The organism is Streptomyces sp. NBC_00045 (genome assembly GCF_045041095.1).
Lineage (GTDB): Bacteria > Actinomycetota > Actinomycetes > Streptomycetales > Streptomycetaceae > Streptomyces.
Window position 1 is genome coordinate 1,055,655 of record NZ_CP108271.1, and the last position, 26,555, is coordinate 1,082,209.

General features: G+C 74.6%; 20 protein-coding genes and 1 pseudogene. 10 read left to right on the top strand and 11 right to left on the bottom strand.

Annotated features, from left to right (window positions below; all coding sequences use genetic code 11):
- Positions 1 to 16 precede the first annotated feature (16 nt).
- The 4 genes and pseudogenes from OHA65_RS05070 to OHA65_RS05085 form a co-directional block, all read right to left on the bottom strand.
- A pseudogene (locus OHA65_RS05070) lies at positions 17 to 496 on the bottom strand (hypothetical protein).
- Between the two features lie 289 nt (positions 497 to 785).
- The gene (locus OHA65_RS05075; protein WP_327281886.1) at positions 786 to 1,811 is read right to left on the bottom strand and encodes a LacI family DNA-binding transcriptional regulator; all 1,026 of its coding nucleotides are present in this window, start codon (positions 1,809 to 1,811) and stop codon (positions 786 to 788) included.
- Positions 1,812 to 1,869: 58 nt separating this feature from the next.
- Complete coding sequence (locus OHA65_RS05080) at positions 1,870 to 3,414, bottom strand: carboxylesterase family protein (protein ID WP_327281887.1); 1,545 nt, start codon at positions 3,412 to 3,414, stop codon at positions 1,870 to 1,872.
- A gap of 114 nt (positions 3,415 to 3,528) precedes the next feature.
- Positions 3,529 to 4,260 carry a phosphatase PAP2 family protein gene (locus OHA65_RS05085; RefSeq protein ID WP_405761332.1) on the bottom strand — a complete coding sequence of 244 codons (732 nt, stop codon included), beginning with the start codon at positions 4,258 to 4,260 and terminating at the stop codon, positions 3,529 to 3,531.
- Between the two features lie 259 nt (positions 4,261 to 4,519).
- Here OHA65_RS05085 and OHA65_RS05090 point away from each other — a divergent pair, with 259 nt between their 5' ends.
- The 3 genes from OHA65_RS05090 to OHA65_RS05100 all read left to right on the top strand — a co-directional run bounded on the left by OHA65_RS05090 (position 4,520) and on the right by OHA65_RS05100 (position 8,488).
- Positions 4,520 to 5,767: an MFS transporter gene (locus OHA65_RS05090; RefSeq protein ID WP_405761335.1), complete on the top strand. Its 1,248-nt coding sequence runs from the start codon at positions 4,520 to 4,522 to the stop codon at positions 5,765 to 5,767.
- A gap of 172 nt (positions 5,768 to 5,939) precedes the next feature.
- On the top strand, positions 5,940 to 6,881 hold the full coding sequence (surE, locus tag OHA65_RS05095) for a 5'/3'-nucleotidase SurE (RefSeq protein WP_405761337.1): 942 nt from the start codon (positions 5,940 to 5,942) through the stop codon (positions 6,879 to 6,881).
- Entirely contained in the window at positions 6,878 to 8,488 is a 1,611-nt protein-coding gene (locus OHA65_RS05100; RefSeq protein ID WP_405761339.1) for a carboxylesterase/lipase family protein, read from the top strand. The genes surE and OHA65_RS05100 overlap by 4 nt, the downstream gene beginning before the upstream one ends.
- Before the next feature lie 52 nt (positions 8,489 to 8,540).
- Here the strand turns inward: OHA65_RS05100 and OHA65_RS05105 are convergent, their stop codons facing one another.
- On the bottom strand, positions 8,541 to 9,614 hold the full coding sequence (locus tag OHA65_RS05105; protein ID WP_371645897.1) for a DUF2330 domain-containing protein: 1,074 nt from the start codon (positions 9,612 to 9,614) through the stop codon (positions 8,541 to 8,543).
- A 115-nt stretch (positions 9,615 to 9,729) separates the two neighbouring features.
- On the opposite strand from OHA65_RS05105, the gene OHA65_RS05110 reads away from it, so the two are divergent.
- On the top strand, positions 9,730 to 10,209 hold the full coding sequence (locus tag OHA65_RS05110; protein WP_371645899.1) for a hypothetical protein: 480 nt from the start codon (positions 9,730 to 9,732) through the stop codon (positions 10,207 to 10,209).
- On the opposite strand, the gene OHA65_RS05115 is transcribed toward OHA65_RS05110, so the two are convergent.
- From OHA65_RS05115 to OHA65_RS05135, 5 genes are read right to left on the bottom strand one after another with little or no spacing between them, the layout of a single operon-like run.
- Positions 10,167 to 10,880, bottom strand: coding sequence for an HAD family hydrolase (locus OHA65_RS05115; protein ID WP_371645901.1), 714 nt, complete (start codon positions 10,878 to 10,880; stop codon positions 10,167 to 10,169). The genes OHA65_RS05110 and OHA65_RS05115 overlap by 43 nt on opposite strands.
- Positions 10,877 to 11,983 carry an ABC transporter ATP-binding protein gene (locus OHA65_RS05120; protein ID WP_371645903.1) on the bottom strand — a complete coding sequence of 369 codons (1,107 nt, stop codon included), beginning with the start codon at positions 11,981 to 11,983 and terminating at the stop codon, positions 10,877 to 10,879. The genes OHA65_RS05115 and OHA65_RS05120 overlap by 4 nt, the downstream gene beginning before the upstream one ends.
- A 5-nt stretch (positions 11,984 to 11,988) precedes the next feature.
- On the bottom strand, positions 11,989 to 12,939 hold the full coding sequence (locus OHA65_RS05125) for an ABC transporter permease subunit (RefSeq protein WP_328761743.1): 951 nt from the start codon (positions 12,937 to 12,939) through the stop codon (positions 11,989 to 11,991).
- Positions 12,927 to 13,835, bottom strand: a complete 909-nt coding sequence (locus OHA65_RS05130) for an ABC transporter permease subunit (RefSeq protein WP_327281898.1) — start codon at positions 13,833 to 13,835, stop codon at positions 12,927 to 12,929. The genes OHA65_RS05125 and OHA65_RS05130 overlap by 13 nt, the downstream gene beginning before the upstream one ends.
- On the bottom strand, positions 13,835 to 14,998 hold the full coding sequence (locus OHA65_RS05135) for an ABC transporter substrate-binding protein (protein WP_371645906.1): 1,164 nt from the start codon (positions 14,996 to 14,998) through the stop codon (positions 13,835 to 13,837). The genes OHA65_RS05130 and OHA65_RS05135 overlap by 1 nt, the downstream gene beginning before the upstream one ends.
- A gap of 232 nt (positions 14,999 to 15,230) precedes the next feature.
- Between OHA65_RS05135 and OHA65_RS05140 the strand changes: the two genes are divergently transcribed.
- The 3 genes from OHA65_RS05140 to OHA65_RS05150 all read left to right on the top strand — a co-directional run bounded on the left by OHA65_RS05140 (position 15,231) and on the right by OHA65_RS05150 (position 18,530).
- Entirely contained in the window at positions 15,231 to 15,977 is a 747-nt protein-coding gene (locus tag OHA65_RS05140; RefSeq protein WP_329316307.1) for a GntR family transcriptional regulator, read from the top strand.
- Between the two features lie 130 nt (positions 15,978 to 16,107).
- Positions 16,108 to 16,992, top strand: coding sequence for a LysR family transcriptional regulator (locus tag OHA65_RS05145; protein WP_327281901.1), 885 nt, complete (start codon positions 16,108 to 16,110; stop codon positions 16,990 to 16,992).
- Entirely contained in the window at positions 16,989 to 18,530 is a 1,542-nt protein-coding gene (locus tag OHA65_RS05150; RefSeq protein ID WP_405761344.1) for a hypothetical protein, read from the top strand. The genes OHA65_RS05145 and OHA65_RS05150 overlap by 4 nt, the downstream gene beginning before the upstream one ends.
- Here OHA65_RS05150 and OHA65_RS05155 read toward each other — a convergent pair.
- Complete coding sequence (locus tag OHA65_RS05155) at positions 18,520 to 19,329, bottom strand: ABC transporter ATP-binding protein (RefSeq protein ID WP_405761347.1); 810 nt, start codon at positions 19,327 to 19,329, stop codon at positions 18,520 to 18,522. The two genes, OHA65_RS05150 and OHA65_RS05155, sit on opposite strands and share 11 nt — an antisense overlap.
- Positions 19,330 to 19,481: 152 nt before the next feature.
- Between OHA65_RS05155 and OHA65_RS05160 the strand changes: the two genes are divergently transcribed.
- From OHA65_RS05160 to OHA65_RS05170, 3 genes are read left to right on the top strand one after another with little or no spacing between them, the layout of a single operon-like run.
- A complete protein-coding gene (locus tag OHA65_RS05160) occupies positions 19,482 to 22,784 on the top strand; it encodes an FtsX-like permease family protein (RefSeq protein WP_405761349.1) in 3,303 nt (1,100 codons plus the stop codon).
- Positions 22,781 to 25,585, top strand: coding sequence for a hypothetical protein (locus OHA65_RS05165; protein WP_371645913.1), 2,805 nt, complete (start codon positions 22,781 to 22,783; stop codon positions 25,583 to 25,585). The genes OHA65_RS05160 and OHA65_RS05165 overlap by 4 nt, the downstream gene beginning before the upstream one ends.
- Positions 25,582 to 26,547 (top strand): ABC transporter ATP-binding protein, encoded by a 966-nt coding sequence (locus OHA65_RS05170; protein WP_371645915.1) that lies wholly within the window; start codon positions 25,582 to 25,584, stop codon positions 26,545 to 26,547. Before OHA65_RS05165 ends, OHA65_RS05170 begins: the two co-directional genes overlap by 4 nt.
- Positions 26,548 to 26,555: the final 8 nt, after the last annotated feature.

Below are 26,555 nucleotides of genomic sequence, written 5' to 3' on the forward strand. Positions count from 1 at the left end.
GATCCGCACGACGCGCCTAGCCTTCGGCGCGCCCCGCTCCCGCCATGAACCGCCAGACCAGGGCGTGTCCCAGGACGATCAGTCCGATCAGCATCAGGGCTTCGGCCTGGATGGGGCGCAGGCCGACGTGGCCGGCGAGTTCGGGGAAGGCGCCGACGACGGCGATGACGGCGTAGAGCAGTGCGACGCCGGCCTGCTGGCACGTGACGAAGCGGTCGCCCCGGGCGCGGCCCAGCAGGCGCAGGGTGCACGCACAGCCGACCAGGGCGAGGACGACGAAGGCCGCGCGCCAGATCTGCGGCTGCTCGGTACCCCCGACCTGCGCGAAGAGACCCATCAGGGCGGGCAGCAGGAAGGACAGTTAGATCCCGCCGACGAGGCGCCGCAGGGCGGGGTCGCGCATCCAGTCCGCATGGCTCTGGACGACGTTCCACCACAGGCCGACCAGAGTGAAGCAGGTGGCGGAGAAGAGGGCGTAGAAGGTGCTGACATCCATGGACGCCGAGCGTGGCAGCGAGTCGGGGCGCGGCTGGCGCTACACGCCCTGAGGCCGGCGCGTCCCCGCCGGGACGGCTTACACGGCAGCGCGTGGGCCGGGCTCCGTGCGCCCGGACTGCGCCACCCGATGGGACCGCCCGTGCCGGGCCGCGCACACGGGCGCGCCCGCGGCGCGGCGGCGAGGGGCGTGGGAGCCGCAGGGGCGGCACTCGTCGCCCGGCCGCCCAGCGTGCTCGGCCCGTCCTTCGCCCGCCGCGGTCGCCGGCGGCAGCGGGCGCGCGGGTCCATCAGGAGGTGTCGCGGTGGACGAGGAGGGCCTCGACGGCAGGGAGCGCGGGGGGCTTCCCCGTCTCGATCAGCTCGTGCAGGGCGTCGGCGACGCCGGCCGGCGAGGGCAGGTCCAGGCTGACCGTGGTGAGGGCAGGCCGCTGGAGGGCGGAGAGGACCAGGTCGTCGGAGCCGACGATCGCGACCTGGTCCGGTACCGCGATGCCCTCGGCCTGGAAGGCGTGCAGGAGCAGCGCCGCGTACTCGTCGTTGTAGGCGAAGACGGCGTCCAGGCCCAGGCTCGGCCAGCGCCGGGCGAGCGCCGTCGCGGACTCGCCGGTGTACGCGAGTTCCACCGGGGTCACCGTCGCCATGTGCCGGGCGGCGACCGACTCGGCCCCGGCGAGGCGCGGGCCGGCGAGGGTAGCCAGACCGCGTTCGAGCGGCAGGACCACGCCGATCCGGGTCCGGCCGCGGGCGATGAGGTGCTCGGCGGCGGTGGCGCCGATGTCCGCGTGGTCGAAGCCGATGGTGTGGACGCCGGGCACCGGGCGGGCGGCGAAGGCGAGCAGGCCGCGCACCCCGGCGCGGCTGAGCAGCTCGGCGGCCCCGGCGGTGAAGCGGTCGCCGTCGATGGCGATGACGGCGGCCGGGCGCAGCTCGGCCCAGGCGCGGGCCGCGTCGAGGGGGTCGGCGAAGCGGCCGGCGTGCAGGACGGCCGTGTAGCCGCGCCGGTCGAGCTCGCTGTGCAGGTCGTCCACCCAGTCGCTGACGAGGCGGCCGATCGCGGAGATCGAGGCGGGCATCAGGACGAGGTTGCTGCGGCCGGCGCGCAGGGAGCGGGCCGCGGCGTGCGGTACGTAGCCGAGCTGCCGGGCCGCGTCGAGGACGCGGCTGCGGGTGCCCTCGCTGACGCGGTGGCCGGGGGTGTCGTTCAGGACGAACGACACGGTGGCGCGTGACACCCCGGCCAGCCGGGCCACGTCGGCGCTGGTGATGGACACGGGCGACGGGGTGGTGCTCGTGTGCTTGGGCTCCCTGGGCATGGTCCTCGGTGCTCCTTGGGTCGACCGTCACCTCTCTCCCCAGGTTACACGAGTTAGATCATTGGGCTCCGCGGGCTTCGTGCATGCGGCGCGAGGGCCCGGCAAGGTCGTCCAGGGCGGTGACGACCGAGTCGAAGCGCATCGTGGTCCGCGCCTGCGCTACGTACGGCTGCCACTGCGGCATGCCGGAGTGGTTCGGGTCGCCGGTGCGGACGAAGGCGATCCAGGCCCGGTGCATGGTCCGCGCGAGGCCGTCGCGGACGGCGGGAGCGATCCCGGCGACGAAGGGCGCGTGCGCCCAGTGCTCGAAATTGTCGAAGACGAAAGGGAGTTCGAGGCAGTGTGCGGCGCCGAGCCGGCCTTCGTAGGCGGCTGCCTGGAGGTCGAACTGGTAGGCCCAGACGGGGCGGCCCGCACCGGCCCGGGCCTCGGCCAGGCTCACGGAGGGGACGCGGAAGAGCTCGTCGGTGATCAGGTCCATGAGGACGTCGGCGGGGCGGGCTCCGGGGCGAGCCGCTTCGTACGCGGCGTAGACCTCGGGGGCGGCCCCGGATCCGAAGGTCTCCTCGATCCGGCCGATCACCTGCTCCCTGGTGGCGGCCGCGTACCCCTCGTCGAGGGCGAAGCCGAAGTTGGCCTCCTCACGGGTCCAGCCGATCATGACGTCGATGTCGGCCGCGGCGCCGTGCAGCAGCGCCCGCGCGGGGTGGCGCGGGAGGGACTCCCCGTCGATGACGGGCAGGAACGGCGTCGGCCAGTAGCCCCACCGCACCGTGCGGGCGAACAGACCCCCGCCCGCGCCGATCAGGGCCTGCCAGGGCAGTGCGCGCAGTTCCTGCGCCGTCTTGGCGCCGGCGAGTTCCCGGTAGGCGGCGGTCCGCTCCCGGTACGCGTCGGGGTCGGGGAGGTCCAGTCCGAAGGGCGGGCTCTGCAGGATCACCCGGCGGATCAGCCCGGCGGCCCGCGGGTGCCCGGCGAGGGCGGCGGTGGAGACGGCTCCGCCGGACTGGCCGGCGACGGTGATGCTCTGCGGGTCGCCGCCGAAGGAGGAGATGTTCTCCTTCACCCAGTGCAGGGCGGCGAGCTGGTCGGAGAGCCAGGGGTTGGCGGCCTCGTCGTGCGCGTCGTCCTCCGGGGAGAGGTAACCGAGCGGCCCGATGCGGTAGTTGATGCCGACGAACACGAGGTCGCCGTCGCGCGCGAAGGTCTCTCCGCCGTAGCCGGGCATGGAGCCCGATCCGGAGACGAAGCCGCCGCCGTGGATCCACACCAGCACCGGGCGGCGGGCGTCGTCGGCCGCGGGCGTCCATACGTTGAGGGTGAGGCAGTCCTCGTCGAACGGGGGCGCTCCGTGGCCGCCGAGGACCGGGTCGCCGCCTTCGACGTACATCTGCGGGGCGCTGGGCCCGTCGGTGCTCGCGTCGCGGGTTCCGCTCCAGCCGCGGTGCGGGCGGGCGGGCCGCCAGCGCTGGTCTGCGACGGGGGGTTCGGCGTAGGGGACCGCCCGGAAGACGCAGAGTCCGTCTTCGATCGCGCCGCGCAGCCGGCCCGCGGGGAGGTCGACCACGGGGGGCTGCGGAGTGCCGTGCTCTGTGGGTGCCATGGGCCCTTCTTTCGTCGCTCCGGGGAGCCGGCGGCGCATCGGGCGCACGCCGACCCCGGAACGACGGTATGTTGATTCTTGTACGACCGTCAATAATTCTCGATATTTAGGCACTCACAGCCACAGGCTGCCGGCGGCGACCCGTTCCGCCTCGGTCCGCAGCAGCGGCTCGAACGCCCTCCACAGCAGCATGCAGGCACCGGCGCCGGCGAGCGCGCCGGCGAAGGTGTCGCTGAGCCACTGGGCGTGCAGCCAGGTGCGGCTGCCCATCATGGCGACGACGTACAGGCCGCCGAAGCCCCACCACCAGCGGCGCGCCCGCGGCGGGAACACCAGGACGGCCGCCACGAACACCAGCGCCACGGCGCTGAACACCTGGCCGGAGGGGTACGAGCCGTCGTTGACCAGGACCCACGGATGCGGCGGGCGGGGACGGTCGACGAACTGCTTGAGCGGGAGCACCACGAGGACGTTCGCGGCGATGCCGGCGGTGAAGGCGTAGAGCCCCGACCGCCAGCGCCCGTAGACGCAGAGGCAGCCGATCAGGCCGAGCGGCAGGACCGTGCCGAGCGGGCCGCCGAGCCGGTCGAAAACGATGGCGAAGCCGGTCAGGTCGTCGCGCGAGCTGTTCACGGACGCGGCCCAGTGGTCGTCGAGCCCCTGGAAGAAGGGCCGTTCACCGACGGAGAGCAGCAGCCCGATCAGCAGCGCCCCGCACAGCAGACCCACCCCGACGGCCGCCGCATGGCGCGGCGGCGCGGCCGGGAGATGGTGCCGGGGGGCGGGAATCGCGAACGGGGGCGCCGAACGCCCGGAAGGGGGCACGGCGGAGGGGGAAAGCGGCATGGCGGGCCTTTCACGGGGGCCTCGCCGCATCTCAACCCCTAGCGAGGCCCTGAAATGGGTGCTACACAGTGTCCAAGCGGCGTAGGTGACACGTGTAACAACATCATGTGAACCGTGGCTGCCTGCCCGCCCGAAGCGTCTCCATCCGCATCCCCTGGCGCCCTCCACAGCGCACAGCAGGCCGCATGCCGCCAGCGCTGCGCCGCTCCCCGCGCCGAGCCTCCGCACCCCTTCTCGCTCCGTCCCCCGAGGAGTCGTCATGGCCCAGAACGAACTGATCGATCCGCCCGCCCACGCTGATCCGGAACCGCCCCGCCAGCGCGCGCTCCTGCCCCTGCTGCTGGTCGCCAACTCCGCGATGCTGGCGGTCTACATGGGCGTCGGATCGATTCTGCTGCCCACTCAGGTCGCCGCGCTCGACCCCGCCCACAAGGTCGCCGTCCTCGGCGTGATCGGCGGGGTCAGCGCGGTCTTCGCGACCGCCTTCAACCCGATAGCCGGCGCCCTCTCCGACCGCAGCGGCCGCCGCAACCCCTGGGTGCTCGGCGGCGCGCTCGCCTCGCTGGTCGCCCTGGCCTCCCTCGGCTACGCCACCACCGCGCTGCTCCTCGGCATCGGCTGGTGCCTGGTGCAGGCGACCATGAACGTCTTCCAGGCCGCGGTCACCGCGATCGTCCCCGACCGCGTGCCCGTGGCCCGGCGCGGCACCGCATCCGCGCTGGTGGGGCTGGGCCTCCCGATCGGCGGCACGGTCGGCGTGCTGATCGCCTCCCGGACCGCGGAGCACCTGCGCACCGGGTACCTCGTCTTCGGCGCGATCGTCGCCGCCTCGGCCCTGCTGCTCACGCTCACGTGCCGGGACGTCCCGCGCACCGGCCCCGCCCCGGCCGCCGTGCCCAAGCGGGCCCAACTGGCCGCGTTCCTTTCGGCGCTGGCGAACCACGACTTCCGCTGGGCGTTCATCGGCCGGGCCCTGATGGTCCTCGGCTACTTCTCCGTCGTCGGCTACCAGCTGTACGTCCTGGACGACCACATCAGCCTCCCGGCCGGGCTGACCCCGCCCGCCGCGATGGCGGTGCTCACCCCCGTGTCGATGGTCGCGATGGCCCTGTCGACCGTGGTGGGCGGGTTGCTGTCCGACCGGTGGGACCGCCGCAAGGTGTTCGTCGGCGTCTCGGCCGCCCTCGCCGGGCTCGTCATGGTGGTTCCCGTGGTGAGCCCGACCTGGACGGGCATGCTCGTGTTCAGCGCGCTCAACGGCCTGGCGTTCGGCTGTTTCATGGCCGTCGACACCGCGCTGGTCACCCTGGTCCTGCCCCGGGCCGAGGACGCCGCCCGCGACATGGGCGTCCTCAACATCGCCAACGCCGGGCCGCAGATCATCGCCCCGTTCGTCGCCTCGGCCGTCGTGACCGGCTTCGGCGGATACACCCCGCTCTTCCTCGTCGGCGGGGCCCTCTCGCTGATCGGCGCACTCGCCATCCTCCCGATCCGCGGCGTGCGCTGATCCCCGCCGGGCCGCCGCTTCCCGGATCGCGGCGGCCCGGTCCGCACTCCGGCGGGCGCATGCCGAGGGTCGTGCGCCCGCCGGTGCCCTGCGCGGCGGCCTTCCCCCCGCCCCGGGCGATCACACCGCACCACCCTCACCTCCCACCCCACCGTTTTCGAAGGAGCCCCCTGTGAGAAGCAAGCGAGTCCTGCCGCCGGCCGTGCTGATCCTGTGCACGGCGGCCCTCACGGGTACGGCGCCCGCGGTCGCCTCGCCGCAGAACGCGCCGCAGGCCGCTCCCGCGGCAGCGCCCACGGCAACGCCCGCCGCCCCGCTGCGGATCCTGCTCACGAACGACGACGGCTACAACGGGCCGGGCATCCGCAAGGCGTTCGAGCGGCTGACCACCGCCGGGTACGACGTCACCATCGTCGCGCCGCTCACCAACCAGAGCGGCACCGGCACGAAGCTGGCCGGCGCGCCCACGATCGCGGTGAAGCACCCCGAGCCGAAGGTGTGGGCCGTGGACGGCACGCCCGGTGACGCCGTGTCCTTCGGCCTCGCCGAGGTCTTCGAGGGGCACGCCCCCGACCTGGTGGTCTCCGGCACCAACTTCGGCCCGAACGTGGCCGGCCTGGCCACCCACTCCGGTACGGTCGGCGGCGCCGTCGTCGCCCTGGAGAGCGGCGTCCCGGCCATCGCGCTGAGCACCGGCGGCCTGGCCGTTCCCGACCCGACGGCCACGGTCAACGCGATGGGCCCCACCGTCGACTTCGCGGTCAAGCTGATCGACCGGCTGCGCGACCGGGCGCGGTCCGGACCGCTGCTGCCGAAGGGCGTCGGCCTGAACGTCAACCACCCGGTCGTCGGCGCGGACGGCAAGGGCGCCGCCGCCGGCGTCGCCGCGACCTTCCAGGACCCGCAGGCCCCGCTGCAGCCGGACTACACCGACGCCGGGGACGGGACCTGGAAGGTGAACGTGCAGTTCCGCCCGCAGCCGCCCGTCAGGGGCGGTGACGTGGAGGCCGTGAACGCCGGCAAGATCGCCATCAGCCCGATGAACGCCGACTGGAACGCCGGGCCCGCCGAGTTCGCGGTCGCCTCCGCCCTGATCGCGGGGCTACGCCCGTGAGGCGACCTCGTACGGCACGGTCGCTGCTCGGCGCCGCGTGCGCGCTCGCGGCCCTGCTCACCGCGGCGCCCCCCGCGTCGGCCACGAAGGCGGCTCCGCCCAGCGGCACCGCGCACCCCCAAGTCAACGTGGCGCAAGGCGTGCTGCGCGGGCAGGAGCACGACGGCGCCCAGGAGTTCCTGGGTGTCCCCTACGCCGCTCCCCCGGTCGGGGACGCCAGGCTGCGCCCGCCGCAGGAGCCGGGCCGCTGGACCGGGGTCCGCGAAGCCGGCCGGCAGGCCCCGGCGTGCCTGCAGTTCTCGCCGCACGGCCTGCGCGATCCGCAGGACGTCAGCGAAGACTGTCTGTACCTCGACGTGTACCGGCCCCGAACGGCCCGTGCCGGAGCCCGGCTTCCGGTGATCGTGTGGCTGCACGGGGGTGCGTTCAGCCAGGGCACGGGGACGCAGTTCGTCGGCCGCACCATGGCCGATCTCACCGGTACCGTCGTCGTCAGCATCAACTACCGCCTGGGGCAGCTCGGATACCTCGGACTGCCCGAGATCGCCGGGCAGAACGCGCAGCGTTCCGGTTCTTTCGGGCTGATGGACCAGATGGCGGCGCTGCGCTGGACCCGGGAGAACATCGCCGCGTTCGGCGGGAACCCGGGCAACGTGACGGTGGCGGGGCAGTCTGCGGGCAGCGCTTCCGTCTGTGCGCTGCTGGCGGCGCCTTCGGCCGCCGGGCTGTTCCACCGGGCCGTGCTGCAGAGCGGGCCGTGCACGCTGATCCGCACGCCGGACGGTGCGCGGGCCGAGGCGCAGGCGCGGGCCTTCGCCGCGCATGCGGGCTGTAGGGAACCGGGAACGCTGGTCGAGTGCTTGCGGGCCGCTTCCGGGACGGTGCTGGTCGAGGCGGCCCGTACGGTGCCCACCTCGGGTCCGGCGTCCGGCGACGGACTGCTGCCGGTCGATCCGGCGGAGGCCATCGGGAGCGGGCACTGGAACAAGGTGCCGGTGCTGATCGGGAGCAACCGCTCGGAGGCGCGCTTCTTCGTCGCGCTCACGCAGCCGTACCTGACGCAGGAGCAGTACACCGCGCAGGTCCTGGCGGGGTACGGGGCCGCGGGCCCGCAGGTGCTGGCCCGGTACCCGGTGTCGGCGTACGGGTCCCCGTACCTGGCGCTGTCGGCGGTCATGACGGACGCGACGTTCGCCTGCCAGACGCAGTGGACGGCGCAGCTGTTCGCCGGGCAAGTGCCGACGTACGTCTACGAGTTCGACGACCCTGACTCGCCGACCCTGGCCGGGGCGCAGGTGCCCGGCCTGGACGAGTCGAACGCGCACAGTGCGGAGTTGGCGTACCTGTACGACTTCACCATGACCGAGCGCCCGTTGACCGCGGGCCAGGTCGCGTTCGCGGCGCGCATGAAGCGCTACTGGGGTGCGTTCGCGCGCTACGGCGCGCCCGTGGTGCCGGGGCAGCCGCTGTGGCCGGCGGGCGGGTCCGGGGCCGGGCCCGCCCAGGTGCTGGCCCTCAATCCGGCGGCGATCCGGGCGGGCACCTCGTTCGGGGCGGACCACCAGTGCGCCTTCTGGCGGACCCGGCCGCCCGGGCCGCCGGTGTGATCGGCTGAACGCGGCTCCGGCCCGGCCCGGGGGGGGGCCGGGCCGGGGTCGGTCAGCCGGTCCTCGTACCCGAGTGGCGGCGGCGCAGGATGAACACGGCCGCCGCCACGAGGGCGACGAGGACGGACCCGAGGGTCAGCAGCCAGGCGGGGACGCCTCCGACGGTGAGCAGTTCGCCGTGGTAGATGACCTTCCGGTACGGGGTGTCGGCGGCCGTGGCGCGCAGTTCGTGGTCGGCGTCGATGCGGCCCGGTTCCGGGAACTCCTGCTCGATCGCCGTCAGGAAGGCGGGCTTGCCGCCGGTGAGCGTGGCGAGGGCGCCCTCCGGGGTGACCTCGCCCGCGAAGGTGATCTTCGGGTCGGCGCCGCCGATCGGGGAGGCGGGTTCCATCCGGTGGTCGGCGAGGACGTACAGGCCGAGGGACTGGGGGGTCTTGGCCAGCCGGGACAGCCGCATCGGGTAGACCAGCCGGTTGCTGTCGAAGCGGATCTTCAAGGGGTCGAGGGTGCCCTTCAGGGTCTTGCCCGGTTCCCGGGGGGCGAGGCGTACGGCGACGTACTCCCACTTCTGGTCGACGTACGGCTTCAGTTCGGCGGCGAGGCCGTCGGGCAGTTTGAAGCCGTTGGTCTCCAGCCAGTTGCGCAGCGCGTCGGGGTCGGTCGCGGTGAGGCGCGCGACGTCGAAGTCGCCGAGCTGTTCGCGGCCGACGACGCCGACCGAGGGCGCGCCCGCGCCGGGCGCCGCGTCGCCCACGGAACGGGACGAGCCCGAGGAGAAGGGCCAGTCCCGGTCACGGGGCCAGAAGTAGCTGCGGGTCTTGAACTCGGGCCGGGTGAGCCAGGTCAGCTGTTGGAACACGTCCCCGTCGCCCAGCTCGACCGACGCCCGTCCGGGCACCGGCATGATCCAGGCCGCCCGCGGGGCGTCCCCGCGGACGACGAACCGCATCACGATCTGTTCCGTGCGCCCGTCGAAGCGCACGACGGAGGTCTCGCGTTCGACGCCGATCCGGGCGTACCCCTCGGGGATCATGGCGCCGCAGCCGCAGGCGTACGCCGGGCTGATCAGCGATCCCAGCTGTGTCGCGAGCAGGGCCAGCAGCAGGGCGGTGATTCTTCGTTTCATCCACACGGGGTCTCAGACGAGAGCCCCGGTGTTCCGGTTCCGGCCACGGTCACAGGGCCGTTCCGACTGGCGGAACCCCCTGGTCAGGCTGGTTCCCGATGCCCATACTGCTCGCATGAGAGGGACGGACAAGCCGCGCAGCAGCCCCTTGGTGCCGGACGCGGTGGGGGTAGAGATCGGCCGGCACGACTGGGAGGCCGTGACGTGCGGCTGCGGCCGCAGCGCGGGGCACCTCGTGGACACGCTGTGGGCGGCGGCCGAGGGGCACCCGGCCGCCTTCCGGGCGCTGGAGGGCCACGCCTTCCTGTCCGGACGCCTGCACCCGCCCGCGCCCGGGGTGTGCGGGGTGCTGATGGGCGTGTGGTCGGCGGGCCCGCCGCGGCTGGCCACCCGCGAGGCGCTGCTGTGGACGCTGCTGTCCCTGCTCGGCGCCGAGGACGACGGGTCCTCGTACGAGGCCGGGCTGTACGGGCAGTGCGCGGCGTTCGTCCGCGCCGGTCTGCCCTCGCTGCGCCGCGCGGCGGCCGCCGCGCCGGGCACCGCGACGGCCGCCTACGTGGACGGCGTCGTGGAGCTGCTCGGCCTGGTTTCCTGACGGTCCTGGCGCGGGACGCCGTCCGCGAGGCACCGCCGCAGCAGGTCCGGGGTGACGTCTTCCAGGGAGTGCGCGAAGGTGCGCGCCGGCGAGGCCGGCACCTCCAGCAGCGACGGGACGACCAGCACCCCGCATCCGGCGGCCTCGGCGGAGGCGGCGCCGTCGGGCGAGTCCTCCACGGCCACGCAGTCCCCCGCCGTGGCGTCGAGCCGTTCGGCGGCCGTCCGGTACGGCTCCGGGTGCGGTTTCGTGCGGTCCGTGTCGTCGGCGGACAGGGTGAACGCGAACGGGACATGGGCCAGCGAGCCGCCGACCACCGAGTCCACGACGAGCCGCGGCGAGGCGCTGACCAGGGCGAAGGGCACGCCTTCCGTCTCCAGCGCGGTCAGCAGCCGCTGGGCGCCGGGCCGCATCGGCGCCCCGGCCTCCACCCGGCGGAAGAAGTCCGCGGTCAGGGACTGCGCCACCGCGGACGGGTCTCCCCCACCCGAGACCCGTACGAGGTGGGCTGCGGTGTCCTCGACGGCGCGGCCGACGACCTCGGGGGCGTCCGCGTCGGTGAGTTCGTGGCCGAGGCCCTGGGCGATGCGCTCGGTGGTCCGCCACCACAGCACCTCGGTGTCGACCAGGGTGCCGTCCATGTCGAACAGGACGGCGGCGAGGGCGCTCACGCGGACCGGGCCACGACGAGGACCGGACGCTCGGCCAGCCCGACGGCGGCCCGCGCGCCCGGCGCGAGTTCGCCGGCGTCCCGCGAGGGCAGGTCCGCCTTGACGGTGGTGCCGCCGGGCAGTTCGAGGTGGAGCCGGGTCACCGCGCCGAAGAAGGACGCGGAGACGACGGTCGCGGTGCCTTCGGGGTCGGCGCTCGCGGTGACGTTCTCGGGCCGGACCAGCACCTCCACGTCCCGCGTCGCCTTGGGGACCGGGCCGTCGACGGGCAGCCGGGCACCGGCCACCTCCACCAGGCCGGCGTCGGTCAGGCGGCCCGGCAGCCGGTTCATGGTGCCGACGAACTCGGCGACGAACGGCGTCGCGGGGCGCTCGTACAGCTCGGCGGGGGAAGCGCACTGCTCCAGGCGGCCGGCGTTCAGGACGGCGACCCGGTCGGCCATCGACAGCGCCTCCTCCTGGTCGTGCGTGACGAACACGGTGGTGATGCCGAGGGAGAGCTGGAGTCGTCGGATCTCGTCGCGCAGGTTGGCCCGCACCTTGGCGTCCAGCGCGGAGAGCGGTTCGTCGAGCAGCAGCACGCGGGGGCGCAGCGCCAGGGCGCGGGCGAGTGCGACGCGCTGCTGCTGGCCGCCGGACATCTGGTGCGGGTAGCGGTCACCGTGGTCCGGCAGGCCGACCAGGTCGAGGAGTTCGGCGGCCCGCTCGCGGCGCCGGGCGGCCGCGACCTTGCGCACCCGCAGGCCGAAGGCGACGTTGTCGCGGGCGCTGAGGTTCGGGAAGAGGCTGTACGACTGGAAGACCATCCCGGCGTCGCGCCGGTTGGCCGGTACGCGGGTGATGTCCTCGCCGTCGACCAGGACCTCACCGGAGTCGGGCTGCTCGAAGCCCGCGACCACGCGCAGCGCGGTGGTCTTTCCGCAGCCCGACGGGCCGAGCAGGGCGACGAGTTCGCCCGGCTCGATGGTCAGGTCGAGCCCGTCGAGGGCGATGGTCGAGCCGAACGCCCGCCGCAGGCCGCGGAATTCGACGCGTGCGCCCGCGGGGGTCGCGCCGTCATCGGGGCCCTCGGGCTTCCTGGCCGCGGGAAGGGTGGTGGACATGTCGGTCAGGACTCCTTGCGGGAGGTGGAGGTACTGGGGGCGGAGGACACCGTGGCGGGGTTGGTCCCGGCCCGCGAGAGGACGAGCAGCAGCAGCCACGTGATGAGGAGGCTGAGGATGGAGACGGCCACCGACATCCGGGCGTGGGCTCCGGAGATCGTGACGATCCACACGGCGAAGGGCCGGAAGCCCAGGAGGGAGGCGATGGTGAACTCGCCGAGGACCAGGGCCAGGGTGAGGAAGGCCGCTCCGGCGAGCGAGGCCCGCAGGTTGGGCAGGAGCACGCGCAGGACCACGTACGGCCAGCTCGCGCCGCAGCTGCGGGCGGCTTCGACCAGGGTCGGCACGTCGATGGCGCGCAGGCCCGCGTCGAGGGAGCGGTAGACGAAGGGCAGCGCCAGTACCGTGTACGCGAGGACCAGGACGACGGGGAACTGCTCGTTCTGCACGGCCAGGAAGGTCTGGTAGAGCGGGGTCCGCGACAGGTGCTCGGGTCCCCAGCGCAGCACGGTGGTGATACCGGTGACCAGTGCGATCGGCGGGACCACCAGCGGCAGCATGCACATCACCTCCACGACCGGGCGCAGTCGCGGCGAACCGAGCCGTACGGCGACCAGAGCGGGCACTGCGAGCAGCAGTGACGTCGCGATGGTCGCGGCGGCCAGCCCGAGGGAGAGCAGCATGCTCTCGGTGAACCCGTCGGCGGAGAGCAGCTGTGTGTACGCCTCGAAGCTGATGCCCTGCCCGGGCACGTGCACGGTGAACACGAAGGAGGCGATCAGCGGGACGAGGAAGTACGCGCCCGCCAGCAGGAGTACGGCTCCGCGCCAGACCCGCGGACGGGGGCGGCGGCGCGGCCGGGCCGCCGTGCCGGGTGCGGCGGGGCCGGCCGGCGCTGTCGCGCCCGTCCCTGCGTGCGGGGCGGTCGATGCGGGCGTCGGGGTCATCGCAGCCATCGGGCGCTCCGTCGCTGGAGGGGCAGGTAGACCGCCATGACGAGGCCGGCGATCAGGATCATGTCGAGGCCGAGGGCGAGCGCCACGTTCTCCTGTCCGGTCAGTACGTTTCCGGACAGCGCGTCGGCGATCTTCAGCGTGACCAGCGGTACGGAGCCGCCGACGAGGGCCGCGGCCGTGGCGTGCGCGGCGAAGGCGGTGCCGAAGAGCAGCACGAACCCGCCGAGCAAGGAGGGAGCCAGGACGGGCAGTCCGACGTGGCGCCAGAACTGCCATCCGGTGGCCCCGTTGTTGTGGGCGGCTTCGCGCCACTGCGGCCGCAGTCCGTCCAACGCCGGGGCGATCACGAGCACCATCAGCGGGATCAGGAAGTACAGGTAGACCACGGTGAGACCGGTGAAGGAGTACAGGTTCCAGCCGAGTCCCGTGAGATGGGCGAGCTGGGTGACGACTCCGGAGATGCCCACGGTGGCGATGAACGCGAACGCCAGCGGGACGCCGCCGAAGTTGGCGAGGACGCCGGAGGCGGTCAGCGCGGCGCTGCGCAGGGCGCGGGACCGGGAGGTGACCACGGCCTGGGCGATGAGGACCCCGAGCACGCCGCCCACGGTCGCGGTGAGGGCGGAGAGCTGGACGCTGCCGATGAGCGAGCCGAGGTAGGGGCCCTGGAGCGAGCGCGCGAGGTGCTCTCCGGTCAGCCGGGTGGCGCCGGTCGCCGGGTCGGTCTGCGTGACGGCGCCGAAGGCGATGGCGCCGAGCGGGATGCCGAAGCAGAGCCCGGTGAAGGCGAGGAGCGGGAGGGCGGCGAGCCAGGTGCGCGGGCCGCGCCGCCGGCGGCGGCTGGTGCTGCCGCCGGCGGTCCCCTCCGGGTGGGAGGTGGGGGTGGAGGGGGACATCAGGAGAGCGCCTTGTCCCACTTCTCGGCGAGGGTGGCCTTGGCCTTGTCCAGCTCCGCGGAGGCGGGGAAGGTCGGGGTGCCCTGGATCTGCGGGAGCTTGGCGGCCGCGTCCTTGTCGGCGGTGCCGTCCTGGGTCATGACGGGGAGCAGGACCGGGCGGGCGTGGCCCTTCAGCCACAGGTTCTGGCCCTCGGCGCTGTAGAGGAACTCCATCCACAGGCGGGCGGCCGCCGGGTTCGGGGCCTCCTTGTTGACGGCCTGCGAGTAGTACTGGGCGTAGACGCCGTCGGTGGGGACGGCGACCTTCCAGTCGACGCCCTTGCCCTTGAACTGCTCGGCGTAGCCGGCGTTCAGGTAGTCCCAGTCGATGGAGATGGGCGTCTCGCCCTTCTCGACGGTGGCCGGGGTGGACTCGACCGGGATGAAGTTGCCGCTCTTGCGCAGCTGTCCGAAGAAGTCGATGCCGGGCTGGATGTCGGCGAAGGAGCCCTTGTTGGCGAGGGCGGCCGCGTAGACGCCGCCGAAGGCGGAGCCGGACTTGGTCGGGTTGCCGTTGAGGGCGACCTTGCCCTTGTACTCGGGCTTGAGCAGGTCCGCGAAGGTGGCGGGGCAGTTCGGGATCTTGGCGGCGTCGCAGCCGATGGAGACGTAGCCGCCGTAGTCGTTGTACCAGCGGCCGTCGGCGTCCTTCTGGCCGGCCGGGATCTTGTCCCAGGCGGTGACCTTGTACGGGGCGAACAGGTTCTCGTCGGCTCCGCTGCGCGCGAAGGCGATGCCGAGGTCCATCACGTCGGGGGCGCGCTTCTGGCCCTTGCGGGACTTCACGGCGGCGATCTCGTCGGAGCTGGAGGCGTCCGGGTTCTCGCTGCTGACCTTGATCTTGTACTTGGCCTCGAAGGCCTTGATGATCTCGCCGTAGTTCGCCCAGTCCGGCGGCAGCGCGATGACGTTCAGCTGGCCTTCCTTCTGGGCGGCCGCGACGAGGGCGTCCATGCCGCCGAGGTCGGCGACCGAGGTCGCGGCGCCCGGCTGCACCTGGGACTTGCCGTCGGCAGCGGTACCGGCGGCCTGGTCCGGAGCGGCGCCACACGCACTGAGCGTGGTGAGGACGGCGGCGCTGAGCAGTACGGCTGCACCACGGCGGGCGGAGGAACTGAGCACGGTCTCTCCCGGAGACGGGTTCCTGACGGGGGTCTACTTGTCTGAACAAGTTGGCTCCAGTTCGCCCGGCTTCACTGTACGGACGGTGAACGGGGGCTGGACCGCGGGGCACGACTCGACGAAGAGACGAGAATGACCGAAAGCAGCCGTGACAGGACCGGTGTAATGATCTTCAAGGCCTAGGGTGGCGGAACACGTACACGGCTGCGACGACGACAGGGGGCGGCACGGCATGGGCACGGTCCGGTATCTGGAGATCGCCGAGGCGCTGCGCACGGCGATCCTCTCCGGCGAGTACGCGGTGGGCGCCCAACTACCATCGGAGAGCGATCTGGCCACCCGCTGGTCCGCGTCCCGCGGAACCGTCCGCCAGGCCGTGGCCACGCTCGCCGCGGAGGGGCTGATCGGTTCCCGCCAGGGCGCCCGCAGGATCGTCCTGCGCCACGAGCGCCGGCACAGCTTCGGCGAACTGAACAGCTTCGCCCAGTGGGCCGACGGGCTCGGCCAAGAAGTCACCAGCCGTTTCCTCACCCGGACCCGCCGGCCGGCCACCGCCGAGGAGGCCGACCGGCTCGCGCTCGCGCCGGGCACCGAGATCCTGGCCGTGCTGCGACTGCGGCTCCTGGACGGGGAGCCGACCATGGTGGAGCGGACCGCGTACGCGGACTGGGTCGCGGGCGCGGTCGAGGCGATGCCGGACGACGTCGGCTCGGTGATGGACGGCCTCGCGAATGGCTCCGGGATCGTCGCCCACTACGGCGAGCACCTGATCGACGCCCTGGGGGCCGGCAGCGAGGACGCCCGGCTGCTGGAGATCCGGCGCGGGAGCCCGCTGCTGCGCCAGCGACACGTATCGGCCACCGCCACCGGTCGCCCGATCGAGTGGAGCGACGACCGCTACCGTGCCGGCAGCGTCACCTTCAGCGTGAGCAACTCCGCGGTAGCCACTCCCTTGGAGCGCCGCACGGGCGAGGGATGAGGGCTCGGCGCGCAGCCGCACCATCCGGCCGGTCGACCGACCGACCCGACGGTCGGGGACGGCGCCGCTGTATCGTCCCGGCAGAACGATCAGCTGCCGAACGGGTACGAAACCGCATGAAGGAAAACCGATGATCGATGTGCAGCGGCTGCGCATCCTGCGGGCCGTCGCCGAGCACGGCAGCTTCAACAAGGCGGCCGGTGCACTGCTGCTGACCCCGTCCGCCGTCTCGCAACACATCGCGTCGCTGGAACGGAGCCTGGGCCACCCGGTGGCGGTGCGCAGCACCCGCGGGGTCACCCTGACCGAGCCGGGACGGCTGCTGGTGGAGGCGGCGGAGACGATCTCCGCCGAGCTGGACCAGGTCCGCCACGCGATCGACCGGCTGACGGCCGACCGACCACGGCTCACGATCGCCACGTTCACCAGCGGCGGACGCCGGCTGCTGCCCGGGGCGCTGGCCCGGTTCGTGGCCGCGCACCCCGATGTCGAGCTGACCGTGCGGGAGGCCGAACCCGAGGACGCGGTCCCGATGGTGCGCGGCGGCCGCGCCGACCTCGCCCTGGCCTACCACTTCGACGGGCCGCTGCCCCTGCGGGCCGGGCTCGACTGGACGCCGCTGACGGACGATCCGCTGTGGCTGGTCCTGCCGCGCGAACACCGGCTCGCCGGCCGTGCCTCGATCGGTCTCGCCGAACTGGCAGAGGACCGCTGGGTGCTCGGCTGCCTCAAGACGGAGGCCTTCCTGCACCGGTACGCGGGGCTCGCCGGATTCGACCTGCGGGTGGCGGCCTCCACGACCGACTGGTTCTTCGCACAGACCCTGGTCGCCGCGGGTGTGGGCGTCTCGCTGATCCCGCACGTGTCGCTGGCCCCGGAGGCGTCCCTCGCGGTCGTACGGGTCGAGCCGCCGCGCCCCGCCCGGCACATCGGGGTGGTCACCCCGCGCCTGCGCCACCCGCACCCGTACGCCGAGGCGCTGACCGCGGCGCTGGCCGAGGCGGTGGAGCGGTGACCGGACACCTGCTGTGCGGGCTCGCGGACAATCCGGCGCTGCCGGGCGCGCTGCTCGACCGGCTGGTCGAGCGTGCCGTCGCGGACGACGCAGAGGGGGCGGAGCTCGCCGATGCGCTGAGCGAGCGCCCGGACCTCGGGCCCGTCCGGGCGGCGGCGCTGGCCGCGCGCGACGAACACGTCGCGATCCGGCTCGCCCGCTCGGGCCGGCTGGACGCCGCCGACGTGGACCCGGCGGCCCGGCCCGCGGTGGCCCTGGCCCTGCTGGACGAGGGCGTCGCACCGCCCGGCTGGGCCCGTCTGCTGGCGGCCCATCCGGACCGGGGGATCCGCGAGACCCTGGCCTCCCGGCCCGGCCTGCCCCTCGACGTCGTGGAGACGCTCGCCGCCGATCCGGATGTCGCAGTGGTCGCGGAGCTGGCCCTGTGGACGACGGAGCCGTCGATCGCCGCGCGCCTGGCGGCGCACCCGCATGCCGAGGTGCGCCGGGGGGCCGCGTTCAACGAGGCGGTGCCGCCGGTCGCGCTGGCCGCGCTGATCACCGGCGAAGGGCTCGCTCCGGCCCGCTCCTGCCTGGTCTGCGACCGTGAGGAGATCCCCTTCACCCACGATCCGTACTGCCCGCGGACGGACTGCGAGCTGCGCGGCGGCGCCGCCTGCGCGGGCGGGCACGAGTCCACCGTCCACGAGATCAGGGAGCAGGCCGCGCGGAACCCGGCGACTCCCGCCGCGGCCGCGGCCTCCCTCGTCGGCGACCCGTCCATGCTGATCCGCTGGGCGCTGGCCGAACGCGCCGACCTGCCGCAGGAGTTGTACGCGCGGCTCGCATTCGACCCGGTACTGGGGGTCCGCGCGACGGCGGCCGGAAATCCCGCGATCGGCGAACCCCTGATCCGCGCACTGGCCGCCGGGGGCGGCGGGGACGAGGTGGCGCGCAGCCTCGCCCGGCACCCGCGGGTGCCGCTCGACGTGCTCGCGCAGCTGGCCGCGGCGACCCGGATCGGCCCCACCCTGCTGCCGAGGATCGCCACCGCCACACCCGCCGAACTCGCGGAGGCTGCCGGGGCGGCGGATGCCCGCGTACGGATGCTGGTGGCCGAGCGGCGCGATCTGGAGCCGGAGTTGCGCGACCGTCTGGCCGCCGATCCGGACGCCGCGGTGGTCCGGTCCGTAGCCCCGCACCCGGGCCTGTCCGAGGAGCGGCTGCGCGCCGTGGTCGCGCGCCACGGCGCACTGGTCCTCGCACGGGTGGCGGCCAATCCGGACGCCCCGCCGGACCTGCTGGAGGAGCTGGCCCGGCACGATCCGCCGGTGCGGCGGGCGCTGCGCGAGATCGCCGGTCACCGCAACGCGACGGCCGAGGCGCTCTCGCCCTGCCTCGCCGACGCGAAGGCCCGGCCCCGCGCCGGCGGTCACCCGGCGCTGCCCCCGGAGGTCATCGTCGACCTGCTCGCGGACGCCGATCCCGCGGTGGGCCGAGCTGCGGCCGCCAACCCCGCGCTGCCCGTCGGGGTGATGGCGCGCCTGCTCAGGAGCTGACGAGGCCCTGTGCGGACGGCGGCGCGTCCGGGGTGTCCGGGGTATCCGGGGTATCCGGGGTATCCGGGGTATCCGGGGTGTCCGGGGGCTGCGGTGACTCCGCGTGGATGCGGCCGTCGCGCAACTCCACCACCCGGTCCGCGAGTTCGATCAGCGCCGGGTCGTGGGTGGCGACCAGGACGGTGACTCCTTCGCTGCGGACCACCGCGCGCAGGAGCTGCATGATCGAGTGGCCCGTCTCGGAGTCGAGCTGGCCGGTGGGTTCGTCGGCGATGATCAGGGCCGGCTCGTTGGCCAGGGCGCGGGCCACGGCGACCCGCTGCTGCTGACCGCCGGAAAGCTCGCCGGGGCGCTGCTCGGCGTGCTCGGCCAGACCGACCAGGGCGAGGAGGGTGCGGGCGCGTTCCTCCCGCTGCTTCGCCGGGATCCCCCGCATCCGCATCGGGACGCCGACGTTCTCGACCGCGGTCAGGACGGGGAGCAGGCCGAAGGACTGGAAGACGAAGCCGATCCGGTCGCGGCGCAGGGCGAGCAGGCCCGGTTCGTCCAGTGCGGCGAGATCGGTGCCGTCGAGCACGACGGTGCCGCCGCTCGGGGTGTCCAGTCCGCCGACCAGGTTGAGCAGGGTGGTCTTGCCGGAGCCGGAGCGGCCCTTGAGGGCGGTGAGCACGCCGCGTTCCACCTCGAACGACACCCCGCGCAGGGCGTGTACGGCGCGCTTGCCGCTGCCGAAACTGCGGTGGAGGCCGTCCACCACGAGCATGGGCGTCGCCGCCGCGTCGTCCTGATCCTGCGTCATGGTGTGGACTCCCCCTGGAATCTCAATCGCTTCATTTCGAATTTGCTCATCCGTCCCGCCCTTCGCGCAAGACCCTTCCGTCGCGCGTTCGAATCTGACAGCATTGTCCGCTATCCGGTGCCAACGGTCCGGATGGGGGAGGAACACGGCACATGCTCGGCTTCGTCGTGCGCCGGCTGCGCGGGCGGGTGCCGCTCGCCGCCGCCGTGCTGCTGACCGTACTGATCACCACGACGGTACTCACCGCACTGTCCGCGTTCACCCGCGACGTGGGCGAGGCCGGGCTGCGTCAGGCCCTCCAGGGCCCGGACCGGGCCCGGACCACCGTCCTCGTCACCGGCGAGCACGCCGCGGCCGACCGCGGCACGGACGACGAGGCCGTACGCGCCTTCGCCGAAGGGCTGTTCGGCCGGCTGCCAGTCGCCGTCGAGAGCGTCGCGCGCAGCCGTTCGTTCGGGCTGCCGGGTGCACGCACCCCGGGCAAGGACGCCGATCTGACGCTGCTCGCCGCCTTCGACCAGAAACACGTACGGCTGCTCGCGGGGGCGTGGCCGCAGCCGGTCACCGCACCCGGCGGCCGGCTGCCGGTGGCCGTTCCGCGGGCGGCACTGACCCGGCTCGGGCTGAGCCCGCAGGCCCTGCCCGCCGAGGTGCGGCTCGACGACCGGTACGGCGGCGCCCCGCTGACCGTGCTGGTCACCGGCGTGTACCGGACGGCCGACCCCGACGCGCCCTACTGGCGGCTCGACCCGCTCGGCGGCCGGGAACTCCAGGTCGGCAGCTTCACCACGTACGGCCCGCTGCTCGTGGACGACACGGCCTTCACCGCGGGCGGGCTGGTGCAGAACAACCGCGGCTCGCTCCTCACCCCGGACTTCGCCGGCGCCCGCAGCTCCGACACGGAGGCCGTGCGGGACCGTACGACCGCAGCCGCCGACGCGCTGAAGCGCACCAAGTCCCTGCAGGCCAAGACCGAACTGCCGGAGTTCCTCGGTGAACTGGCATCCGCGCAGCTCGTCGCCCGCTCGACCCTGCTCATCGGTGCGCTGCAGCTCGCCGTCCTGGCCGGGGCCGCCCTGCTGCTCGTCGCACACCTCCTGACGGAGCGCCAGGAGGGCGAGCGCGTCCTGCTCACCGCGCGCGGCGCGTCCCGTCGCCGGCTCGGCGTGCTGAGCGCGGCCGAATCGCTGCTGCTCGCCCTGCCCGCCGCCGTCCTCGCACCGCTGCTCACCCCGGCGCTGCTGCGCCTGCTCGGCGGGTTCGGGCCGCTCGCCCGGGTGCCGATGCGCCCCACCGGGACCTGGCTGCTCTGGCCGGTCGCGGCGGGCTGCGCGCTCGCCTGCGTACTGCTGGCCGCGCTGCCCGCCGTACTGCGCGGCGCCGCGGCCGCGGCCCTGCGCCGCACTGGACGCCGCCAGGCCCTGGTCGCCGGAGCCGCCCGTTCGGGCGCCGACCTGGCACTGCTGGCCCTCGCCGCGCTCGCCTACCAGCAGCTGGCCCAACACGGCGAGGACGGACTCACCGCCGGTACGTCGGCTCCCGGCGGCCGCCTCGGCGTGGATCCGGTGCTGGTGGCCGCGCCGACGCTGGCCCTGTGCGCGGGCACGCTCCTGGTACTGCGACTGCTGCCGCTCGCCGCGCGGCTGGGCGGGCGGATCGCCGCGCGGGGCCGCGGCCTTGGCCCGGCACTCGTGGGCTGGCAGCTCGCGCGCCGGCCCGGGCGGGCCACCGGACCCGTGCTGCTGCTCGTACTCGCCGTCTCCAGCGGGGTCCTGGCCCTCGGACAGCACACGGCCTGGTCGGCTTCCCAGCGCGACCAGGCCGAGTTCGCCACCGCCGGGGGGCTGCGGATCTCCGGCAGCGACCTCGCAGCGATGGGCCAGGGCGGCCGGTACGCGGCGCTGCCCGGCGGCGGGGCGGTGATACCGGTGATCCGCAAGCCGCAGGAGCTGCCGGGCGGGCGGGTCGCCCAGGTACTCGCGCTGGACGCGGCCGGGGTGGCCGAACGGGTGCCGCTGCGGGCCGACTTGCGCGACGGGCGCGGGATGGGCGAGTTGTTCGCCCCCCTGTCCGCGCCGACCGCCTCCCGGGCGGCCGGCATCGTCCTGCCCGGGCGGCCGCAGCGCATCGACCTCGACGTGGAACTTCGGGTGTCGGGCGGCGACAACGGTCACGTCGGGCTCGGGCTGCTGCTGCGCGACCGGTTCGGGCTCACCTATCGGGCACCGATGGCCCAGCTGCCCACGGGCGGTGCGACGACCGTCTCGGTGGACCTGGGCGCGCTGACCGGCGCCCCGCTGGGTTCGGCCGCGGCGCCGCTGACCCTCGCCGGGATCGCGGTGTCGTACGTCCCGGGCGAGAACGGCGCCTCGGACTTCGCCGTGCCCGAGCCGCCGGACGCCGGCGGCGAGTTGACCGTACGCCGGCTGTCCGTCGCCGACGCTCCGGCCGGCCGGGCCGAACCGGTGCCGACCCCGGCCACGGCTGGCGCGGGCGGCTGGACGCTGACCGCTCCCGCGCTGACCGGCGGCTCCCCCGCCGCGGAACTGCTGCCGGGCGCACAGGACGGTGCGGAGCTGGTACGGCTGCGCTACCGGGGTGGCAGCAAGGCCGCGGGCGGGATCCAGCTGGCGCTGGCCCCGCCGGGCGTGCAGACCATCGCCGAGGTGCCGGGCATCGCCACCCGCGCCTATCTCGCCGGGGTCGGCGCGGCCGTCGGCGACCTGGTCCCCGTCCCGCTGGGCGGCGCATCGGTGCCGGTGCGGATCACGGCCGCGATCGGCTCGCTGCCCGTCGCCGGGGACACCGCGCTCGCTGTCGACCTGGACGCCGTGGGACGCCTGCTGGCGGCCGGCGGCGCACGGGAACTGCCCGCGCCCACCGAGTGGTGGCTGCCCGCGAAGTCCGCCGACGACACCGCGCCCGCCCGCGCCGCCGCCGAACTGCGGGCCGGCGCCGGGGTGCAGCAGGTACGGCTGCGCGGGGAGGTCGCCGCCGGGCTGCTGGACGACCCGCTGAGCGCAGGCCCGCAGAGCGCGCTGGCCGCCCTCGCCGCGGCCTGCGCGGTGCTCGCGGCCATCGGATTCGCGGCCTCCGCGGCGGCGGGCGCCCGGGAGCGGGCCCGGGATTCGGCGGTACTGATGGCGCTCGGGGCGTCCCGGCGGAGCTTGGCCCGGACGGCGGCGGCCGAGAGCTGCCTGCTGGTCGGGCTCGGCAGCGCCGTCGGGGTCGGGCTGGGCGCCGCGATCGTCCATCTGGTGGTGCCGCTGGTGGTGCTGACGCCCGCCGCGCGCCGCCCCGTGCCGCAGGTGCTGGTCGACCTGCCCGGCGGCATGACCCTGCTGCTGACCGCCGCGGTCGCCGCGGTACCGCTGCTGTCGGCGGTGCTCGGCGGCCGCCGCGACCGGAACGTCTCGAACGCGGCCGCCCGGCTGCGGCACGTGGAGGAGATGTGACCAGGCCCGCAGAGACACCGGACGGCCCGCCGGGCCACGCGGCCGCGGACGGCCGGAGAACCGGGGACGGGCGGGGAACCGGGGACCGGTCGGCGCCGTGGGTCCGGACCCGGCTGCGGTCGGCGCCGTCGAGCGCCGTGCTCGCCGCGGCGCTCGCCTTCGTCGCCGTCCTGCTGGCGGCCGCCCTGCCGCGCGCGGTGGACCGGGGCGCCGATCAGGCGCTTCGCTCGTTCCTCCACGACCGGGGGCCCGCCGCGACGAGTCTGCTCGCGACCTCCGAGGCGAGGTACGGCAAGCAGTCCGTCGAGGAGCTGGACTCCGTTCGGGCCGCGCTGGTCGCCCGTACCGGCGTCGGCTTCGCCGTCGCCCCCTCGGGGCCGGTCCACGGCTCCCAGGCGGTCAAGGCGCGCGCCCTCGGCAATCCCGAACTGCCCCGCCCCGAAGGTGTTTCGCCCAAGCTGGACCTGCTGCACCTGCGGGAGGCCGCCGCGCACACCGAGCTGGTCGCCGGGCGCTGGCCCGGCGGCGGCGTCCCGGACGGGCCCGTGCCCGTCGCGCTGTCCCAGCAGGCCGCGCAGACCCTGGGCGTCCGGATCGGCACGGTGCTGGAGGCCGTGGCGAGCGGCTCCGCCCCGCCGATGAGCGCCGAGGTGGTCGGCCTCTACCGGGCCACTGACGAGGCCGACGTCTACTGGGCCGGGCTGCCCTGTCTCACCCATGCCTGCGAGAAGACCACCCCCGCCGTTCCGCCCCAGCGGTACTGGCAGACCGCCGCCCTCGTGGGGCCCGACGGGCTCGACCGGCTCGGGCAATGGGGCGAGGGCTCCGAGGACTTCTGGCGGATCCCCGTGGACACCGGCCGGCTGCGCGCCGACCGGTTGCCCGACGTCGCCGCCGAGATCGCCGCGTACGTGAGCGGCCCGACCACCACCGATCTGCGGCGCGCCACCCTGCGGGGCGACCTGCGGATCACCTCGCGGCTGCCGGAGCTGTTCAAGCAGGCCCGGGCCCGGCAGGAGGCGGCCGCGCCGCTCGCCGCGATCGGGCCGGCGGGCGTCGCCGGCGTGGCCGCCGTGGTGTTCTGCTTGGCCGCCGCCCTCACCGCGGACCGGCGGGAGTCGGAACTGCGCCTGTTGCTGGCCCGGGGCGGCTCGCCGGGCGGCATCGTCGGCCGGCTGCTCGGCGAGGGCGCCGTGACCGTCCTGCCCGCCGCCTCGCTCGCGACCGGGCTCGCGACATGGCTGCTGCCGACCCCCCGGTGGACCGCCACCCTGCTCGCGGCGGGCGCCGTCACCCTGCTGGCCCTGCTGGCCTTCCCGGTACGGGCCGCCGTACTGCTGTCCGCCCGGCGCCTCGGGCCGGCGCCGCGCCGCCGGCTGGTCGCCGAACTGCTGGTCGTCGCAGCCACCGCCGCGGCCGTGTTCGAAGTCCGCAGTCGCGGGGTCGCCCCCGCCGGTGAGGGCCTGGACCCGCTGCTCGTCGCCGCCCCGCTGCTGCTCGCCCTGTGCGGCGGCCTGGTCCTGGCCCGGCTCCAGCCCGTCCTCGTGGGGGCACTGGCCCGGGCGGCCGGGCGGCGGCCCGGTCTGGTCGGCTTCCTCGGTCTGGCGCGCGCCGCCCGGGGCACCGGCGGCCGGGCCCGGCCCTCGGTGCTGCCGCTGATCGCCCTGCTGCTGGCCGTCACCACGGGCGGGTTCGGGGCCACGGTGCTGGAGGCGGTGGACGCCGGCCGGCTGCAGGTGGCCCGCCTCACCGTCGGCGGTGACGTCCAGATCACGGCGCCGTACGGGGGCGCCGTGCCCCAGTCGATGGCGGGGGCCGCTGCCGCGCTGCCGGGCGTCCGGACGTCGGTCGGGGTGTGGACGGACGACCAGGCGTTCGTGTTCGGCACCGACCAGGGCTCGACCCAGGTCACGGTGATCGTCGCAGAACCCGTGGCGTACGCGGAACTGGCCCGGACCATCGGGCGCGGGCAGTTCGACCCGGCTCTGCTCTCGGGCGCCGGCAGTGCGGACTCCGCCGACGCCCCGCTGCCCGCCCTGTTCAGCAGCGCCCTGGCCAAGGTGGCGGCGAGCGGCACCTACCGGCTGAGCCTCGGCGGCGGCGGCGAACTGCGGATCGGCTCGGTCGGCGTGGTCGACGGGACCCCGGCCAGGGCCGGGACGGGCGGTGCCGTCGTCGTCCTGCCGGCCGGGCCCACCACCGCGCGGGTGCCCCGGACCGGGGAACCCGACCGGTGGTTCGCGACCGGGGAGGTCGACGGGGCCCGGCTGCGGGAGGCCGTCCGGGCGAACGCCCCGGCCGGGACGGCCGGGCGGTATTCCGTCCGTACCAGCGCCACCGTGGCCGCCGAGCTGGGCAGCGATCCGCTCCAGCGTGCGGCGGGCCGGCTGTTCTGGGCTTCCGTGGCAGGGGCCGCGGGCTTCGCCCTGCTGGCCGTGCTGCTCACGCTGGTACGGGCGGCGCCCGAACGGGCCGCGCTGCTGGCGCGCCTGCGCACGATGGGCCTGCGGCCCCGGGACGGCTTCCGGTTGATCCTGACGGAGGCACTGCCCCAGGCGCTGGCCGCCACCCTCGGCGGCGCACTCGTCGCGGCCGCGGCCGTCGCCCTGCTGGGACCGGCCATGGACCTGTCCGCCCTGGTCGGCTCGACGGTGCCCGCGGGGCTCCGGCTGACGGCGCTGCCCGTACTGACCCAGGCGCTGGGGCTGGCCGTCCTGGTCACCGCGGCCGTGCTCGCCGAAGCGGGGATATCCGGACGGCGTCAGATCACCACCGAGTTGAGAGCGGGAGACCAGCGTTGAACAGCGACCAGCCGACCTTCGAGGAGCTGCGCCGGCAGGCCCTGGCCGCCTCGGGACCGCGCACCCAGCGGGCGGACACCGCCATCGCCTGTGACCGCCTGGTCCGCATCTTCAGCGCGGACGGAGTCGAGGTACAGGCACTGCAGGGCCTGGAACTGACCGTGGAACGGGGTGACCTGGTCGCCCTGGTCGGTGCTTCCGGCAGCGGCAAGTCCACTCTGCTGGGCGTTCTGGCGGGGCTGGACGTGCCCACGGCCGGTTCGGCCACCGTCGAGGGCTACGACCTGCTGGCGATGTCCGCCAAGGACCGGCTGCGCTACCGGCGCGAGGCGGTGGGCTTCGTCTGGCAGCAGACCGCGCGCAATCTCCTGCCCTTCCTGACGGCAGCTCAGAACATCGCCCTGCCCATGCAGTTGCGGGGGCGGGGCGGCCGCGGCACGGCCGGCCGCCGGGCGGCTCAGGTGACCCGTCTCCTGGAGGCCCTGGAGATCGCCGATCTCGCGGACCGGCGGCCCGCCGAGCTCTCCGGCGGCCAGCAGCAGCGGGTGGCCATCGCCGTGGCCATGGCGAACGACCCGGCGGTCCTGCTCGCCGACGAACCCACCGGCGAGCTCGACTCCGAAACGGGAGCGGCGATCTTCGAGGCCTTCCGCACCGTCAACCGGGAGCTCGGCGCCACCGTGGTCATCGTGACGCACGACCCGCTCGTCGCGGGCGAGGTCCGCCGTACGGTGGCGATCCGCGACGGCCGCACCAGCAGCGAGGTGCTGCGCCGCACCGTGACGGACGAGCACGGCGCGGAGTCGGTGAGCGAGCGCGAGTACGTGATGCTGGACCGGACGGGCCGCGTGCAGCTCCCGTACAAGTTCCTCCAGGCGCTGGGCATGGAGCACCGCGTGGCGGTCGACCTGGCCGCGGACCACATCGAGGTCCGCCCCGACTCCGCGGAGGACCCCGCCTGACGCCGGCG